At 60.7% G+C, this 17,275-nt stretch carries 15 protein-coding genes; 12 read left to right on the forward strand and 3 right to left on the reverse strand.

All coding sequences use genetic code 11. From position 1 onward, the window contains the following. The first annotated feature begins 75 nt into the window (after nt 1-75). The 6 genes from C2L65_RS07560 (at nt 76) to C2L65_RS07585 (ending at nt 6,949) form a co-directional block, all read left to right on the forward strand. Nucleotides 76-1,263: an acyl-CoA dehydrogenase gene (locus tag C2L65_RS07560; protein WP_042311526.1), complete on the forward strand. Its 1,188-nt coding sequence runs from the start codon at nt 76-78 to the stop codon at nt 1,261-1,263. A 6-nt stretch (nt 1,264-1,269) separates the two neighbouring features. Beyond that, nucleotides 1,270-2,508, forward strand: a complete 1,239-nt coding sequence (locus C2L65_RS07565; protein ID WP_042311528.1) for a CaiB/BaiF CoA transferase family protein — start codon at nt 1,270-1,272, stop codon at nt 2,506-2,508. Between the two features lie 79 nt (nt 2,509-2,587). Next, nucleotides 2,588-4,252 (forward strand): electron transfer flavoprotein-ubiquinone oxidoreductase, encoded by a 1,665-nt coding sequence (locus C2L65_RS07570; protein ID WP_208647206.1) that lies wholly within the window; start codon nt 2,588-2,590, stop codon nt 4,250-4,252. Nucleotides 4,253-4,265: 13 nt separating this feature from the next. Beyond that, entirely contained in the window at nt 4,266-5,108 is an 843-nt protein-coding gene (locus C2L65_RS07575) for a 3-hydroxybutyryl-CoA dehydrogenase (RefSeq protein WP_042313737.1), read from the forward strand. A 128-nt stretch (nt 5,109-5,236) separates the two neighbouring features. Further along, a complete protein-coding gene (locus C2L65_RS07580; RefSeq protein WP_042313733.1) occupies nt 5,237-5,986 on the forward strand; it encodes an electron transfer flavoprotein subunit beta/FixA family protein in 750 nt (249 codons plus the stop codon). Nucleotides 5,987-6,001: 15 nt separating this feature from the next. Further along, complete coding sequence (locus C2L65_RS07585) at nt 6,002-6,949, forward strand: electron transfer flavoprotein subunit alpha/FixB family protein (RefSeq protein ID WP_042313731.1); 948 nt, start codon at nt 6,002-6,004, stop codon at nt 6,947-6,949. A 46-nt stretch (nt 6,950-6,995) separates the two neighbouring features. Here the strand turns inward: C2L65_RS07585 and C2L65_RS07590 are convergent, their stop codons facing one another. Then, a complete protein-coding gene (locus tag C2L65_RS07590) occupies nt 6,996-8,048 on the reverse strand; it encodes a LacI family DNA-binding transcriptional regulator (RefSeq protein WP_042313728.1) in 1,053 nt (350 codons plus the stop codon). A gap of 722 nt (nt 8,049-8,770) precedes the next feature. On the opposite strand from C2L65_RS07590, the gene C2L65_RS07600 reads away from it, so the two are divergent. The 6 genes from C2L65_RS07600 to dctA all read left to right on the forward strand — a co-directional run bounded on the left by C2L65_RS07600 (nt 8,771) and on the right by dctA (nt 15,005). Further along, nucleotides 8,771-10,054 carry an MFS transporter gene (locus C2L65_RS07600; protein WP_042313726.1) on the forward strand — a complete coding sequence of 428 codons (1,284 nt, stop codon included), beginning with the start codon at nt 8,771-8,773 and terminating at the stop codon, nt 10,052-10,054. Then, nucleotides 10,051-11,067, forward strand: a complete 1,017-nt coding sequence (locus C2L65_RS07605) for a fumarylacetoacetate hydrolase family protein (RefSeq protein WP_042313724.1) — start codon at nt 10,051-10,053, stop codon at nt 11,065-11,067. Before C2L65_RS07600 ends, C2L65_RS07605 begins: the two co-directional genes overlap by 4 nt. 99 nt (nt 11,068-11,166) lie before the next feature. Beyond that, nucleotides 11,167-11,517, forward strand: coding sequence for a hypothetical protein (locus C2L65_RS07610; RefSeq protein WP_042313721.1), 351 nt, complete (start codon nt 11,167-11,169; stop codon nt 11,515-11,517). A 179-nt stretch (nt 11,518-11,696) separates the two neighbouring features. After that, a complete protein-coding gene (locus C2L65_RS07615; RefSeq protein ID WP_233446485.1) occupies nt 11,697-12,236 on the forward strand; it encodes a cytochrome b in 540 nt (179 codons plus the stop codon). 496 nt (nt 12,237-12,732) lie between these two features. Further along, complete coding sequence (locus tag C2L65_RS07620) at nt 12,733-13,701, forward strand: LysR family transcriptional regulator (protein WP_042313716.1); 969 nt, start codon at nt 12,733-12,735, stop codon at nt 13,699-13,701. Then, nucleotides 13,698-15,005, forward strand: coding sequence for a C4-dicarboxylate transporter DctA (gene dctA, locus C2L65_RS07625; protein WP_042313712.1), 1,308 nt, complete (start codon nt 13,698-13,700; stop codon nt 15,003-15,005). Before C2L65_RS07620 ends, dctA begins: the two co-directional genes overlap by 4 nt. A gap of 34 nt (nt 15,006-15,039) precedes the next feature. Here dctA and C2L65_RS07630 read toward each other — a convergent pair whose 3' ends face one another. Together C2L65_RS07630 and tcuC are read right to left on the reverse strand one after the other, a co-directional pair. After that, nucleotides 15,040-15,822 (reverse strand): substrate-binding domain-containing protein, encoded by a 783-nt coding sequence (locus tag C2L65_RS07630; RefSeq protein ID WP_042313759.1) that lies wholly within the window; start codon nt 15,820-15,822, stop codon nt 15,040-15,042. A 53-nt stretch (nt 15,823-15,875) separates the two neighbouring features. Next, nucleotides 15,876-17,174, reverse strand: coding sequence for an MFS transporter (tcuC, locus tag C2L65_RS07635; protein ID WP_042313709.1), 1,299 nt, complete (start codon nt 17,172-17,174; stop codon nt 15,876-15,878). Between the last annotated feature and the right edge of the window lie 101 nt (nt 17,175-17,275).

Genomic DNA, 17,275 nt, shown 5'->3' on the forward strand with positions numbered 1-17,275 from the left:
GTGCGAACAAATCGTTTGAGACCCTGGAAAAGTGGCTGTAAATTCGCTTCATGCCAATTTTATTTTGAGTATGAAATGAGCGTACAGCACAAATCGCCGTCGTTTAAGTGGGACGATCCACTGCTGCTGGATCAGCAACTGACGGAGGAGGAGCGCCTTGTGCGCGAATCGGCCCATGCGTATTGTCAGGAACGTCTCGCACCGCGTGTGCTCGATGCCTTTCGTCGTGAACATACGGACGCCGACATCTTCCGCGAGATGGGCGAGCTTGGACTGCTGGGCGCGACGATTCCCGAAACCTATGGTGGCGCTGGTCTCAACTATGTTTGCTATGGGCTCGTCGCGCGCGAAGTGGAACGGGTCGATTCCGGCTACCGTTCGATGATGAGCGTGCAGTCGTCGCTCGTCATGGTGCCCATCAACGCGTTCGGCAGCGAAGCCACCCGGCAGAAGTATCTACCCAGGCTGGCGAGAGGCGAATGGATCGGATGCTTCGGCTTGACCGAGCCGAACCACGGTTCCGATCCAGGCAGCATGGTCACCCGTGCCAGGAAGGTCGACGGTGGCTATCTGCTGACGGGCAGCAAGATGTGGATCACGAACAGTCCCATCGCCGATGTGTTCGTCGTCTGGGCCAAGGACGACGAAGGCGCGATCCGTGGATTTGTGCTCGAGAAGGGATGGAAGGGACTTTCGGCACCTGCGATCCATGGCAAGGTCGGCTTGCGTGCGTCGATCACCGGTGAAATTGTGATGGATGATGTGTTCTGCCCGGAAGAGAACGCGTTTCCGGACATCCGTGGTTTGAAGGGCCCGTTCACCTGCCTGAACAGTGCGCGCTATGGGATCGCCTGGGGCGCGTTGGGCGCGGCTGAAGACTGCTGGCATCGCGCGCGACAGTACGTTCTCGATCGCAAGCAGTTCGGCAAGCCGCTCGCGGCGAACCAGTTGATCCAGAAGAAGCTGGCCGACATGCAAACGGAAATCACGCTTGGTCTACAGGGGTGTTTGCGGCTTGGCCGCATGAAGGATGAGGGCACGGCCGCCGTCGAGATCACGTCGATCATGAAACGCAACTCATGTGGCAAGGCGCTCGACATCGCCCGTGTGGCGCGCGACATGCTGGGCGGCAACGGGATCAGTGACGAATTTGGTGTTGCACGGCATCTGGTGAACCTGGAGGTGGTCAATACATACGAGGGTACGCACGACGTCCACGCGCTCATTCTTGGCCGCGCCATCACCGGCATTGCAGCGTTCTGATCCGCCATGAACGGGATACCGAATCAAGGGGCGCTCGACGGGCTGCGCGTACTCGATCTTTCTCGCGTGCTGGCCGGTCCATGGGCGAGCCAGTTGCTGGCCGATCTCGGCGCTGATGTGGTCAAGGTCGAACGACCGGGCACGGGTGACGATACGCGTGCCTGGGGGCCGCCCTGGCTGAGCGATGAAGACGGCGAGTCGACTGGCGAGTCCGCTTACTATCTCTGCGCCAATCGCAACAAGCGGTCGGTGACGATTGACCTGAGTGAACCGGATGGACAACGGCTCGTGAAGGAGCTCGCCAGCAAGGCGGACGTCGTGGTCGAGAACTTCAAGGTCGGCGGACTCAGCCAGTATGGTTTGGATTACGCGAGCCTCAAGGAACTGAATCCGCGCCTTGTCTACTGCTCGATAACGGGATTTGGCCAGTCGGGACCCTATGCCGCACGTGCCGGTTACGATTTCCTGATCCAGGGCATGGGCGGGCTGATGAGTCTCACAGGTCGTGCGGATGGCGCGGAAGGGGAAGGCCCGTTGAAGGTGGGCGTCGCGCTGACGGACATCACGACGGGACTGTATGCAACGGTGGCAATCCTTGCTGCGCTTGCGCGTCGCGAACGGTCCGGCATGGGGCAGCACATCGATCTCGCTTTGCTCGACGTGCAGATTGCCTGCCTTGCCAACCAGGCGACGAATTACATCGTGGGCGGCGTGGTGCCTCGCCGCATCGGGAACGCGCACCCGAACATCGTGCCGTACCAGGATTTTCCGACGGCCGACGGTCACATGATCATCGCGGTCGGCAATGACGGTCAGTTCGCCAGTCTCTGCGCGGCGCTGTCCAAACCGGAATGGAGCAAGGACGAACGCTTCGCCAGCAATCCGCAGCGCGTGAAGCACAGGAACGAGCTGATTGCGATGATTTGCGGGATCACGGTATCCCGTGCGACGGGTGATTGGATCGCCGCGATGGAAGCCGCAGGCGTGCCGTGTGGTCCGATCAACAATCTCGACCAGGTGTTTGAAGATCCGCAGGTGCAGTCACGCAACGTGCGCATCGAGATGTCACACCCGTTGGCGAAACGCGTGGCGTTGGTTGCAAATCCGATCCGTATGTCGGAGTCGCCGGTGCAATACCGACAGTCCCCGCCGACGTTGGGGCAGCACACGGGTGAGGTCCTTCGAGACTGGCTCGACATGGCCGAAGCCGATATCGATGAACTGCGCCGCACGAAGCTACTGTAGATACCCGCGCATCGGAAAACTAACCGATGCCGAACCCGCTGTGAGCGGGAGCGGCGCGGTCAGACTGGAACCTTGATAAATGAATCCCCCCGAACCTGGCGGCTCGCGCGAGTCGATGGAATATGACGTGGTGATCGTCGGCGGCGGCCCGGCGGGGCTTGCCGCTGCGATCAGGCTCAAGCAGCGCGCCGTGGAGAAAGGCGTTGAGATCGGCGTCTGCGTGCTCGAAAAGGGTTCGGAGATCGGTGCGCACATTCTGTCGGGCGCGGTGATGGACCCCGGTGCGCTTTGTGAGCTGATTCCTGATTGGAAAGATAAGGGCGCGCCTTTGAACGTTGAAGTGACTGAGGACCGCTTTTTGTTTCTCTCGCGAACGGGCGCGAAGTCGGTACCGAACTGGGCGCTGCCGGACAACTTCAAGAATCACGGCAACTATGTGATCAGTCTCGCGAACGTTACCCGCTGGCTGGGTCAACAGGCCGAAGCGCTGGGCGTCGAGATTTTTACGGGTTTTGCTGCCGCTGAAGTGCTGTACAACGATGACGGTTCGGTTAAAGGCGTTGCGACGGGCAATCTCGGCATCGGCAAGGACGGCGAGCCGACCGAAAACTTCCAGCTCGGCATGGAACTGCACGCCAAGTACACGCTGTTCTGCGAAGGCGCGCGCGGACATCTAGGTCGGCAACTGTCGGACAGATTCAAGCTGCGCGATGGCGCCGATCCGCAGGTCTACGGCATCGGCATCAAGGAACTCTGGGAAATCGATCCGGCGAAGCACAAGCCGGGTCTGGTGATCCACACGGCCGGCTGGCCGCTCGATACGCAGACTTACGGCGGCTCGTTCCTGTATCACATCGACAATAACCAGGTGATGGTGGGCTTTGTCGTCGGCTTGGGCTACTCCAACCCGTATCTGTCGCCGTTTGAGGAGTTCCAGCGCTACAAGACGCACCCGGAAATCCGCATGTTTCTCGAAGGCGGCAAGCGCGTGTCATATGGCGCGCGGGCGATCACGGCAGGCGGCCTGCTGTCGCTGCCGAAGCTCGCTTTCCCGGGCGGCGCGCTGGTCGGCGACGATGCGGGCTTCCTGAACGCGTCGCGGATCAAGGGTTCGCACGCGGCAATCAAGACAGGCATGCTCGCCGCCGACGCCGCGTTCGATGCCGTACAAGCTGGCCGCCACAGCGACGAACTCAGTGCGTATCCCGAGTCGTTCAAGACCTCGTGGCTGCACACTGAACTCTATCGCGCACGCAACTTCAAGCAGTGGATGAGCAAGGGCCTGTATCTCGGCACGCTGATGGTCGGCATCGAACAGAAGTTGCTGGGTGGCAATATGCCGTGGACGCTACACCACCAGCATTGGGATCACGAGATGCTGAAGCCGGCATCGCAATGCACGCCGATCGAGTATCCGAAGCCGGATGGCAAGCTCACGTTCGACCGCCTCTCGTCGGTGTTCATCTCGAACACGAATCACGAAGAGAATCAGCCGGCGCATCTGACGGTGAAGGACGCGAGCATACCCGTTACCGTGAATCTGCAAACTTACGCAGGCCCGGAAGCGCGCTTCTGCCCGGCTGGCGTCTATGAATTCGTCAAAACCGAAGAAGACGAGGATCGCCTGCAGATCAACGCGCAAAACTGCGTCCACTGCAAAACCTGCGATATCAAGGACCCGACGCAGAACATCGTGTGGGTGACGCCCGAAGGCGGCGGCGGTCCGAACTATCCGAACATGTGATTGAAGGGAAGATATGCAAACGATCGGAATTGTAGGTGCCGGACAGATGGGAAGTGGCATCGCGTTGGTTTGTGCAACTGCCGGTCTCAACGTGATCCTCAACGACCTCGACGAGCGCACGGTAGAACGCGGCATCGAAGGCATTTCGTCCACTCTTGCGCGGATGGTGTCGAAGGGTAAAACGACTTCGGACGAAGCGACGGGAGCGTTGGCGCGAATCAAGGGATGCGCAGTCCTGACGGAACTCGTCGAATGCGATCTTGCGATCGAAGCCGCGACCGAGAACGTTCATGTCAAGGAGGCGGTTCTGAGGAAGCTGGATACTATCATTCAGCCACGCGCGATCATCGCGACCAACACTTCGTCGGTATCCGTCACGAGACTCGGTGCGACGCTCGCTGACCCGAGTCGCTTCATCGGGATGCACTTTTTTAATCCCGTTCCCGCAATGGCACTGGTCGAAGTCATCCGCGGACTGCGGACCAGCGATGCCACGTTCGATGCGACTATTGCCCTTGCGAAGCGCATCGGGAAGAGCACGATCTGCGTGAAGAATTCACCGGGCTTCGTCGTCAATCGCATCCTGATACCGATGATCAATGAGGCAGTGTTCGTCCTGCAGGAAGGTCTTGCTGGCGCCGCAGAGATTGATGAGGGCATGAAGCTCGGCGCAAATCATCCGATCGGACCGCTGGCGCTGGCGGACCTTATCGGGCTCGATACGACGCTCGCGATCATGAACGTGCTGTACCGGGATTTCAACGAGCCGAAGTATCGCCCGGCACCGTTGCTCAAGGAAATGGTGGACGCGGGTTACCTCGGGCGAAAGAGCGGGCAGGGTTTTCACATTTACTAACCACTGCTCGATGCGAACTTGGGTCTAATAGACGTGGAGTGTCCGGCGACGGGCTCCCTTTCGATGCATCGAATTACGTCGAGCAGATGTCGGCGGAGACGATCATTTAATGTTGAGGATGAGATATCTTGAAGATCATCGTTCCTGTCAAAAGAGTAGTTGACTACAACGTGAAGGTCCGCGTGAAGTCGGACAACGCGGGTGTCGACATTGCGAATGTGAAGATGTCGATGAATCCGTTCGATGAGATCGCCGTGGAAGAAGCCGTGCGTCTGCGCGAAGCGGGCGTGGCGACGGAAGTGATCGCCGTGTCGGCGGGCGTGACGCAATGTCAGGAAACGCTGCGCACGGCGCTGGCGATCGGCGCGGACCGCGCGATCCTGATCGAATCGGGTGAAGACCTGCAACCGCTGGCCGTGGCGAAGCTTTTGAAGGCGCTGGTCGACAAGGAACAGCCGCAGCTGGTGATTCTCGGCAAGCAGGCCATCGACGACGATTCGAATCAGACGGGTCAGATGCTCGCTGCGCTGGCCAATCTGCCGCAGGCGACGTTTGCATCGAAGGTGGTCGTGGCGGATGGCAAGGCGACGGTGTCGCGCGAAGTCGATGGCGGCGCGGAAACGCTGTCGCTGACGTTGCCCGCAGTCATCACGACCGATCTGCGCCTGAACGAGCCGCGCTACGTGACGCTGCCGAACATCATGAAGGCGAAGAAGAAGCCGCTCGAAACCGTGAAGCCCGAGGAACTCGGTGTCAATGTCACGCCGCGTCTGAAGACGCTGAAAGTCAGCGAGCCGCCGAAGCGCTCGGCTGGCGTGAAGGTGGCCGACGTGTCTGCACTGGTCGAGAAGCTCAAGACCGAAGCCAAAGTTCTCTGAAGTACAGGAAAGAACATGACGATTCTGGTAATTGCTGAAAACGACAACGCGGCGCTGAAGGCAGCGACGCTCAATACGGTTGCTGCCGCGCAGAAGATCGGTGGCGACATTCATGTGCTGGTCGCGGGTCACAACGCGCAAGGCGCGGCTGATGCGGCTGCGAAGGTGACGGGCGTGTCGAAGGTGCTGCTCGCCGATGCGCCGCAACTGGCAGCAGGCCTCGCGGAAAACGTCGAAGCGACGGTGCTGAACGTCGCGAAGGATTACTCGCACATCCTCGCGCCGGCTACGGCCTACGGCAAGAACATCGCGCCACGCATTGCGGCGAAGCTTGATGTCGCGCAGATCAGCGAGATTACCGCGGTAGTCAGCGCCGATACATTCGAGCGCCCGATCTTCGCAGGTAACGCAATCGCTACGGTTCAATCTCTAGACCCGATCAGAGTCATCACAGTGCGTGCAACAGGCTTCGATCCCGTCGCAGCAGAAGGCGGCAGCGCGTCCATCGAGAAGATCGACGCAGTGGCTGACGCCGGCATCTCGCAGTTCGTGAGCCGTGAAGTGACGAAGCTGGATCGCCCAGAACTGACGTCGGCGAACATCATCGTGTCGGGCGGGCGCGGTCTGGGAAGTGGAGAAAACTACACGAAAGTGCTGGAGCCGTTGGCCGACAAACTCGGCGCAGCAATGGGCGCATCGCGCGCGGCCGTCGATGCTGGCTACGTGCCCAACGACTATCAGGTCGGCCAGACCGGCAAGATCGTCGCGCCGCAGCTTTACATCGCGGTCGGCATCTCCGGCGCGATCCAGCATCTGGCTGGCATGAAGGACTCAAAGGTCATTGTCGCGATCAACAAGGACGAAGAAGCACCGATTTTCAGCGTCGCGGATTACGGTCTGGTCGGTGATCTGTTCGCATTAGTGCCCGAGCTTGTCGACCAGCTCACCGGCGCTCATCCCTAGACGCATCAGTGGATCTGATAGCACGACCACCGGGCATCACAGCCCATCAAACCGTGGCCCCACGCATCGAGGCGCGCGTCGATGCCTTCGCCACGGGCCCGGGTTTCCGTGTACTGCCGCGCAAGATGAGTGTCGCGGGCGAGATCGACGTGTACGGCGAAGCGCTGGCCGAATTCTGGCGGATGTGATGGACAAACCAGAGCCCGCAGGCGGTGGCAAGGTCGTGTACGGGCAGCCCCACCGTGGTGAGTCCCGGTCCCCACCACCGGAACCCAAGTTCGTCGCCGAACCCGACGACCGACAGGTCATCGGGAACCCGCACGCCTTGGGCCGTCAGTTCTTCGAGGATGCCCTGGGTCATCTGGACCGAACCGGCGACGATCGCCGTCGGACGCTTGGGCAGCGATAGCAGCCGCCGGGTCGCACTACGGCCGAAGTCGGCGTCGCTGGGCGCGCCAAGTTGCACGAGGGCGGGTTCCACTGACTCACCACCAGGAAGCGCGTTGTGATAACCCTTCAGGCGTGCCGAACCGGTAGGCAGCTCGTCGGTGCCGCCGATGTAGCCGATCCGGCGATGACCTAGCTGCACGAGATGACTGGTCGCCTCGAAGATCGCCTGCGTATCGTCGATGCCGAACCATTGGTCACCGATCGTAGGATGTCTGCGCAGCAGTTGCACGTGCGGCGACAGCTTGAGCAACCGGACCGTTTCCCGGTGGGGCTTTGCGGTCGGTACGATGATGATCCCCGCGACATTCGCGCTGGCGAGTTCACGAACGCTGTGTAACTCGACCATCCGGTCGTCGTCGGTTTCCGAGAGCGCCAACTGATATCCGGCCGCCTGGAGGCACTTCGACAGCGCATGGGCGATGGTCGCGTAGAAGCCGTTCCTGATGTCCGGCAGGACAAAGCCGACGAGGTTGCTCGAGACGCCGCGCATCATGCGCGCAGCCAGATTGGCCACGTAGCCCATTTCCTCTGCCACTTCATTCACCTTCTGTTTCGTGGCTGCGCTGATTCGTGGGTCGTCGGCGAGCGCCCGTCCTACCGTCGAGGGCGAAACCTGCAGGCGAGCGGCGATGTCTTTGATCGTGATCATAAGATGTCCATGGAAGGCTTTTTTATAACGATAGCACAACGTTTGCGTCCTACCGGCCAAACCCCCAACTCGCTTGGCTGGCCGCACACAGCGACGCGGCTTCGAACGGCCTTCTGGGACTCATGGCAAGCCTGTCGCGCTGAATCAAAGGCCGAATCAATCGAATGATCAGTCAATTTCCACCGAATATTTCTATCCTTGAATGCTAACGTGAGCGCTTGTTGAATAGATATATTTATTTGACGATCATCGAAAGCGACATTATTATCATGCTAACGTTAGCGCAGTGAGTGCATGACAGTACGTGAAAACCGGCAGCGGCCATCGAGATGGCGTTAATGGATTCGCACCGGGTGCCCGTCGAGCGCAGGTGATCGATTGGCTGCTTGTGAAGAGGAGATGGACGCGATGTTTGAAGAAGGGTCCTTGCGGTTTCATGTCGAAAAGTGGTTCGGGCGAACCGCTATTTCGTCATTGGAAGTCAGCCGCGTCTGGCCTGTGAGGCTGGGACGAAGCCGATGTGTCCGGGTCGTGTCGTCGAATTCGCGTAGCACCGTGACGATCTTTTTCTTCCAGCACGGCGACGGTAGATGGAGTGTCTCGCCACCCGATATCAGACGCGCAACGTTGGCGATTTCAAACCGCTAACGCCATGTGCGGTAGCCCCTGGCAACGCAGCACTGAACGACGACTAAACAAATGCAATACATGGAGACACCACAATGAATGCACCTCGACATGACGTCCGCCGCGAGCGCAGGACACTCGCGCTTCTCGGCATTGGGTTTGGACTGGTGGGCTTCGATCGATGGCTGCTGGCTCCGCTTTTTCCACACATCATGCGTGACCTCGGGCTGAACTATTCGCAGCTGGGCAGCCTCGTGGGCATACTGGGCGTCGCGTGGGGCCTTTGGTCGATCGCGATGGGGCCGCTTGCCGACCGCATCGGTCGAAAGAAGATCCTGGTGACGACGATGATCGCTTTCTCGCTGCTGTCCAGCCTTTCCGGATTGGCAACGGGCTTTATCAGCCTGCTGCTATTGCGGGCGGCAATGGGCGTTGCCGAAGGCGCATTTACGCCAGCGAGTATCGCAGCGAACAGTGAGGCTTCGTTGCCGGCCCGTCGCGGATTGAATCAGGGGATTCAGATCAGCATGATTCCTTTGATGGGTCTCGGCTTTGCGCCTATCGTTGCCACACAGTTGCTTCAGGTCGTTCCAAACTGGCACTGGGTGTTCACGCTGTCGGCGGTTCCCGGACTGATCGTTGCAGCGCTTATCTGGCGCTACGTGCGTGATCAGGTTACGTCCCCGGTACGCATGTCGCACGAACCTGTCGAACGGCCGCGCTGGACTGCGCTCTTTGCCAACCGGAACGTCACCGTCGCGACGATCGCGATTCTGTGCGCGATGAGCGGGATCTTTGTCATAGGGGCGATGGTCCCGACTTACCTGGTTTCTGTCGTCCATCTCGACATGCGAAGCATGGGATTCGTCGCCTCGGCAGTGGGATTTGGCGGATTCATTGGGTGCTTTGCGCTTGCCGGCCTGTCGGACTTCATCGGTCGCCGGCCAACGGCCTTGATCGGATTCGTCTGTGCGGCCGCTCTTTTGTATCTGTTCTCGTACACAGGTCCCAATCCGGTTTTACTGTTCGTGTTGCTGTTCGGTGTCGCAATGTTCTCGATGGGTCTGTTGAGTCTGCTCAGTGGTCCCGTCGCGACGGAAGCTGCTCCCGTCGGACTCATCGCGTCGACGATCGGATTCGTGTCGGGCGTGGGCGAGACGTTTGGCGGCGGGGTTGCCCCGGTCATCGCGGGGTTCATTGCGCAGCATTTTGGTCTTGCACGTACGCTTGATTTCGCGCTTTACAGCCTGGCCGCAGGTGCAGTGGTCGCGTTCTTCCTGATCGAAACGGCACCGCGCAAGCGCCGTGACGGGAATACGCAGACGCAGCCTGCGCCGGACAGTATCGGAGTCGTCATCGCACGTAACGGTGACGCATGATTCGCCCCAGCGAAACCACCACTGCCATGCTTCCCGTCCTTGTCAATGTTTCAATTGCTCAATGCATTCCGTTTCCCGCGTTGTCGATTGGCACGCATGCACTCGCATTAGCCCATTGGGCGCATCTTGGCTTTCGCGGCACGGGCTGCATCGAGACTTTCTTGCGCGAGTGGGAGGCAAACGCACCCTCGCTCAAGCAGATCTGTGCTGACCCCGCGACCACCGAAGCGATCGTGAAACTTGGCGTGCCACTCTCGAACTTTCGATTGCATTCCCCAGTAGCGCCCAGGCAGGTCTATTGCACGATCGGCAACTACCGCGACCAGCTTCTGCAAGCTGCTCTCGATGCCCACGATGGACCGGACGGTCCGGGCGCTGCCGCACGCCGCGAAGCGGCGCTGAATTCCATTGAAGCGCGGCGTCGCAATGGCGCGCCATACATCTGCCTCAAAGGTGCAGCGTGCGTGTCCGGACCTCACGATCCCCTGGCTATCTCACCCGATCTCGAGACGCTCGACTGGGAAGTGGAGATCGGTGTCGTGATCGGTAAAACCGCAGCGCATGTCCGGGTTGAAGATGCGTTCGATTGCATCGCGGGCTATTGCATCGTCAACGACATCACATTGCGCGATCGCGTATTTCGTCGGGATGCGCCAGCGATGGGCACGGACTGGCTGCAATCGAAATCACGCCCGGGCTGGCTCCCTGCCGGACCCTGGATGGTTCCCGCATGGAATGTCGGCGACGTGACGCAACTCCGGTTATGGGTTCGTTTGAACGGGTCCTTGATGCAGGACGGCCTTGTCAGCGACATGATCTTCAGCATTGGCGAGCAGATTGCCTGTCTTTCGAACTCGACACGGCTGGAGCCCGGCGACCTGATATGCACTGGCACGCCGGCCGGCATTGGCAGCCACTATGGGCGTTACTTGCGTCCTGGTGATGTTGTCGAAGCAGGTATCGAAGGTCTTGGTTCCCAGCGTGTGATGTGCATCGGGCAGTCAAACGCTTGATCAACGCGTAGCTGAGTAAAAGAGGTCTGGTGTCCTTCCAGGCCTGGAACTCTGTAGTTTGTTGAAACCTACAACATACATTTGATAGAGGAGATCACCATGCGGAAAGGTTCACGACATTGGGTCGCGGCGTTACTGATATCGGCGGTGCCGCTCGTGGCGGAAGCACAGGGGGAGATGGCGAGTGCGCCAGCGCAGTCGAAGCCGGATACAGCGACGGCGTCGGCGAGCAGAGCCGATAGCAAGGCACAGAAGCAGGCGCTCAAGGAACAACGAAAGGCCGAGAGAAAGCAGGCACGTCAAGTCAGGAATGCCGAACTGAAGAACCTCGAGCGAAACGGTTATGGGCCGCAGGCAGCGCCTGACCAGTATCCCGAGAACCTTCTTAATGCCGAGCGCAAGTCTGCCCCTCAGAAAGCGATCCCCGCGGGGCCAGCATCTTCGAACTGATCATCTCTGGCAGCATCACTTCGTAATAGATCCAACATGCCTACATCGGCGGACCTTGAGGCAAGCGCCGGTCCGCTCGCCGCCAAAAGGCTCCGGTTAGCCCCGGCGAAATAAACCATCAAGGAGTTGAAATGGAACGGAGACAATACACGTCGATCGCGAAGGTTCTCCACTGGACGATGGCCGTAGTGATCATCTGTGCATGGATTGCGGGGTATTACTCCAGCACCCTGAGCTTGCCGCAGAAAATCCAGGCCGACAGCATCATGCTGCACAAGTCGATCGCGACGATCACGCTGTTTCTGCTGGCAGCGCGGATACCCTGGCGACTCATTCACGGCGCGCCGGAGGCGTCGTGCGGCGTTCCCTCGCTAGAGCGCGCGGCAGCGCGTTTTGGGCACCTGCTCCTGTATATATGCATGCTTGTGCTGCCAGTTTCGGGGTGGCTCTGGAGTTCGGCGGCGGGATTCAAGATTCCGGTTGCCGGTCTTTTCTTCTTGCCGCCATTGATGGACAAGACCCCTGCGCTTGCACCTATCTTCAAACAGATGCACATCTACGTGGCATACGCGATTGCCGTCCTGGTCTGCGGGCATGTATTGATGGCGTTGAAGCACTACTTCGTCGACCGCAGCGATTCCCTCGAATCGATGCTGCCGTCCTGGTGCATTCGTCGGAGAGAGAGCAGTGAGCAGAAACATCAATCGTCGACAGGCTAGATTACGGTTGCAGCAAGGTTTGTATGAGAAGCAGGTGAGCAGAAGCGGAGTAGAGAAGGCGATAACCTTTCCGGTTCGGCAAGTGATTCATGCGTGGCGTAGCCGATATAACAAAGCGAGCCCGTAGCCAGAGAGACTTCCGTCCCATTCGCGCGCGAGAGCGCGAATTTTTGCCCGGCGATCGCCGGGTTCTTTTTTTGCGAGCGATGCATCCAGTTTGCACTTGATCCCGGATAAAGTACTGTAAGGCGGCCAGGGCGCCAACCGCATGTGCCCCGGTGGTGACCTGCGTCGCTGAGCTAACTGTTTGACCAGTCCCGTAGCTCCCGGCGTGGACAGTACCTCGTTTTTATACTTTGCGGAGTAGCGTAGGGGCCGTCACTCGACGGGTGAACATAAGCGGCATTCACGGAATCTAACGCGGCACGAACAATATTCTCGGTCGAACTCGTCTGAATTCACGCAAAATATCAACACCGACAATGCGGAGATAGGCGTGGGCGTAAACTTCGACCTGAACGACTTGCAGGCGTTTCGAGCCGTTGTGGAACTGGGAAGCTTCCGCAAGGCCGCCGATGCGGTCAACATTTCTCAGCCGGCCTTGAGCCGCCGCATCGACAAGCTCGAGGCGGCACTCGGCGTGCGCCTCTTCGAGCGCACCACGCGCAGCGTCACGCTCACCACCGTCGGGCGCGTGTTCGCCCCGAGCGCGGAGCAACTGCTCGACGATCTCGACGTCGCACTGCTTGGCATCCGGGATGTCTCGTCGAGCCGCCTGGGCCATGTGACGATCGCCTGTGTACCGTCGGTGGCCTACTATTTCCTGCCGAATGTCGTCGCGAGCTATCACAGCCGCTTTCCGCGCATCAGGGTCAAGCTGCTGGATTCGAGCGCAAATGAAGTGCTTGGCGCCGTCATCAGTGGCGAAGCCGATTTTGGTGTGAGCTTCATGGGCAGCCAGGAGTCCGAGGTGGAGTTCAAGGTCCTGTTGCAGGAGCGCTTCGTTGCCGCGTGCCGTCGTGACCATCCGCTCGCGCGCAAGAAGCGTGTGTCCTGGAACGAGCTTTACGAGCACGAATATGTGTCCGTCGACAAGACCTCCGGCAATCGCCTGCTGCTCGATCAGGCGCTCTCCGCCGTGGCCCCGCGCGTGCCGAGCGTCTGCGAGACGCGCCACGTCACTACCATGCTCGGGCTGGTCGAAGCGGGGCTCGGCGTCGCGGCGGTACCTTCGATGGCCATGCCCGGGCGCGATCACCCCATCCTCACGAGTGTGCCGCTGGTCGATCCCGTGGTGAAAAGGCGCGTGGGAATCGTGACACGGCGCGGACGGCCGCTAACGCCGGCCGCGCAGGAGTTTTACCGGACGATCATTGAAATGAAGCGCGCCGTTGTCGTGAACGGTGATGTCAAGGGCAGTGGTGTGAACACGAAAGAGAAGACTGGAAGGAAGACAGCATCGTGACGTTGGCAAGGCCACTTCGGTTGCTTTACGTGCAGGTCTTGCTGGGCATGGCGCTCGGCATGAGTTTGGGCCACGTGTGGCCACAAGCCGGCGCTTCGCTCAAGCCACTCAGTGACGCGTTCATCGGTCTGGTGCGGATGATGATCGCGCCGATCGTGTTCTGCACTATCGTCTCAGGGATCACGTCGCTCGCAAGCGGCACAACGATCGGACGCACGATCCTCAAGGCACTGGCGCTCTTCTATTTCCTGACGGCCATCGCGCTCCTGATCGGCCTTGCAACCGCATACGCGTTGCGCCCCGGCGCGGGCATGCACATCGATCCGCATCATCTGGACACGAACCTCCTCGCGCAATTTGCCGCACGCTCGCAGCCGCGCGGGGTCGAGGAGTTTGCGTTGAGCGTGATCCCCGAGACGCTCGTCGGCGCATTCGTGAAGGGCGAAGTGCTGCCCGTGCTTCTGCTTTCTCTGCTCTTCGGCTTCGCGCTGAACGCGAACCCGCGTGCGGGGCGGCCCGTGCTCGAACTCATCGAAGGGGTCGCCAATCTGCTCTTTCGCGTTCTCGCGATGATCATGCGGCTTGCTCCCATCGGCGCGTTCGGCGCGATGGCATTCACCGTGGGCCGCTTCGGTATCGGCTCGGTCAGCTCGCTCGGCATGCTGATGGTGTCGTTCTATACGGCGTGCCTGCTATTCGTCGCACTGGTCCTTGCGCCGCTCGCACGGCTGCATGGCTTCGCGCTCTGGCGATTGCTACGCTACCTGCGCGAGGAGCTCGCGATCGTTCTCGCAACCTCTTCGACGGAACCCGTCCTGCCGCGACTGATCGTGAAGCTGGAGGCACTTGGCTGCGACAGGGGGATCGTCGGCCTCGTCCTGCCCGCAGGCTACTCGTTCAATCTTGACGGCACGGCGATCTATCTGACGCTCGCTTCGGTGTTCATCGCGCAGGCGTGCGACGTACCACTTACCTGGCCGCAGATTGCGACGATGCTCGCGGTCATGCTGCTCACTTCCAAGGGTGCGGCCGGCGTGTCCGGCAGCGGGCTCGTCGCGCTCGTCGCGACGTTGACCGTGATTCCGGACTTGCCCGTCGCCGGGGTGGCGCTGCTGGTGGGGATCGACCGGTTCATGTCCGAGGCGCGCGCCCTGACAAGCGTGATCAGCAATGCCTGCGCGGTAATCTTCGTTTCGCAGTGGGAGGGGGCTTGCGACCGTGGGCGTCTTTTCCAGATGCTGCGCGGCCCAGCGCCGTGCGGCGCGGACGACACCGACGCCCCCGCCACGAACACGCCAGGCTGACCGGCAGGCGGCTCTCGGCACGCATTCCGGCGTATCAATGCATGGTGACGGAATCGAGCCCTGTTGATTTCACTTCGGGCTGCGCTTCGGGCGAAGCGAGATAGTCGAGGAGGGCTTTGGCCTCCTTCGGATGCTGTGCGCCGATGGGGATGCCGGCCGCGTAACGCGTGACGGACTGGAGGGACTCGGGAATCTTTCCGACGTACGTCGCGCCCTTGATGGGCAGCAACTCGCTCACCTGCTGGAAGCCGATTTCGTAGTCGCCGTTTGCCACCACCGACGCCACCGGAATCCGCGGGATCATCTTCGCCTTCGGCTTGACCTGATCCTCGATGCCGAGCCGCTTGAAGAGCTCTCGCTCGATATAAACGCCGCTCGCGCTATCCGAGTAGGCGATCGACTTCGCGTGGAGCAGGGCTTGCCTGAGCGCTTCGACCGAGCCGATGTCGGGCTTCGCCGCGCCTTCGCGCACGACCATGCCGATGCGCGAATCCGCCAGTTCGACCCGCGATCCGGGGACGATCTTGCCTTCCTTGATCAGGTCGTCGAGTGCGTAACCGACCATGATCACGACGTCGGCGGGCTCGCCGCGCTCGAGGCGGTTGGGAATCGCCTCGGGCGATTTGCCCATCGAGGGCCCAAGCGCGGTGTCGAGCGTATTGCCCGTAGTGGACGCGAATCTCGGGCCGAGCAACTTATACGCGGCGGTGAAACCGCCCGAGCTCATGACGTGCAGGTCGGCGGCCTGCACGTTCGCTGCGGCGGTGGACATTGCCACGAGCGCCGCGGTACAAAGTTTCAGAAGCAGGTTTTTCATGGATGAAGGCGTATCGGGTTGCGCGTTCGGGAATATGCGGAACGAGAGCAGCATCAGTGCGCTGGCGTCAGCGTCACTGCGCGGCGGCGATAGAGCGCGAACGTCGCGCACAGGGCGCAGACGGCGGCGAAGCTCATCCAGTATCCGGGTGCGGCCTTGTCGCCGGTAACGTGAATGAGGGCGGTCGAGATCGCGGGAGTGAAGCCGCCGAACACAGCCGTCGCGAGACTATAGGCCAGCGAGAACCCTGCGACGCGCACTTCCACTGGCATCACTTCCGTCAACGCGACGACCATCGCGCCGTTGTAGATGCCATACATGAACGAGAGCCACAGGAGCACGAGCAGCATGTTGACAAAGCTCGGCGCGTGAGCGAGCAGCGACAGTGCCGGGTAAGCGGTCGCGATGGCGAGCGCCGTCATGGCGAACAGCAGCGGCCGGCGGCCGATCCTGTCGGAGAGCGCCCCGCCAATCGGCAGCCAGACGAAGTTCGACACGCCGACGCACAGCGTCACGAGCAGGCTGTCCGCGGTGCTCAGGTGCAGGACCGTCTTGCCGAAGGTGGGCGCGTAGATCGTGATGAGGTAGAAGCTCGTGGTGGTCATCGCCACCAGCATCACGCCGGCGACTACGACGGCCCAGTTGTGGACCAGCGTGCGGAACACTTCCTTCATGGTCGGGCGGTGCTGGCGCGCCTTGAACTCCTGCGTTTCCTCGAGATTGCGGCGCAGCATGAAGATGAACGGCACGATCATGCAGCCGACGAAGAACGGCGCGCGCCATCCCCACGCCGCGATGGCCGTCGCGTCCAGCCATTGATTGAGCGCGAAGCCGAGGCCTGCGGCCACGACGATCGCCACCTGCTGGCTCGCGGACTGCCAGCTCGTGAAGAAGCCCTTGCGGCCGGGCGTAGCCATCTCGGCGAGATACACGGACACACCGCCCAGCTCCGCGCCCGCAGAGAAGCCCTGCAGCAGCCGCCCGACCAGCACGAGCGCCGGTGCCAGGAGGCCGATCGTGGCATAGCCCGGCACGAATGCGATCAGGATGGTGCCGCTCGCCATGATGGAGAGTGTGACGATGAGGCCCTTGCGGCGGCCGACGTCGTCGATGTAGGCGCCGAGCACGATCGCGCCCAGCGGCCGCATCAGGAAGCCGGCGCCGAAGACCGCGAAGGTCATCATCAGCGAGGCGAATTCGCTCGCGGCGGGAAAGAAGACGTTGGCGATCTGCGTTGCGTAGAAGCCGAACAGAAAGAAGTCGAACTGCTCCAGGAAATTCCCTGCCGTCACGCGGAAAACCGCAGCGGCCTTCGAATGTCCGGGCGAAAGGGTAGAGGACGAGGGGTGCATCGAGGTGTCTCCTGAAATCCTGTAAATGCGCGGTGATCCGGCGGATTGTCGTTTCGGGAATGTTCGCCCGGAACCGGCAAAACGATAAGTGCAATGTTCTG

Source organism: Paraburkholderia terrae (genome assembly GCF_002902925.1).
In the GTDB taxonomy this organism is placed as follows: domain Bacteria; phylum Pseudomonadota; class Gammaproteobacteria; order Burkholderiales; family Burkholderiaceae; genus Paraburkholderia; species Paraburkholderia terrae.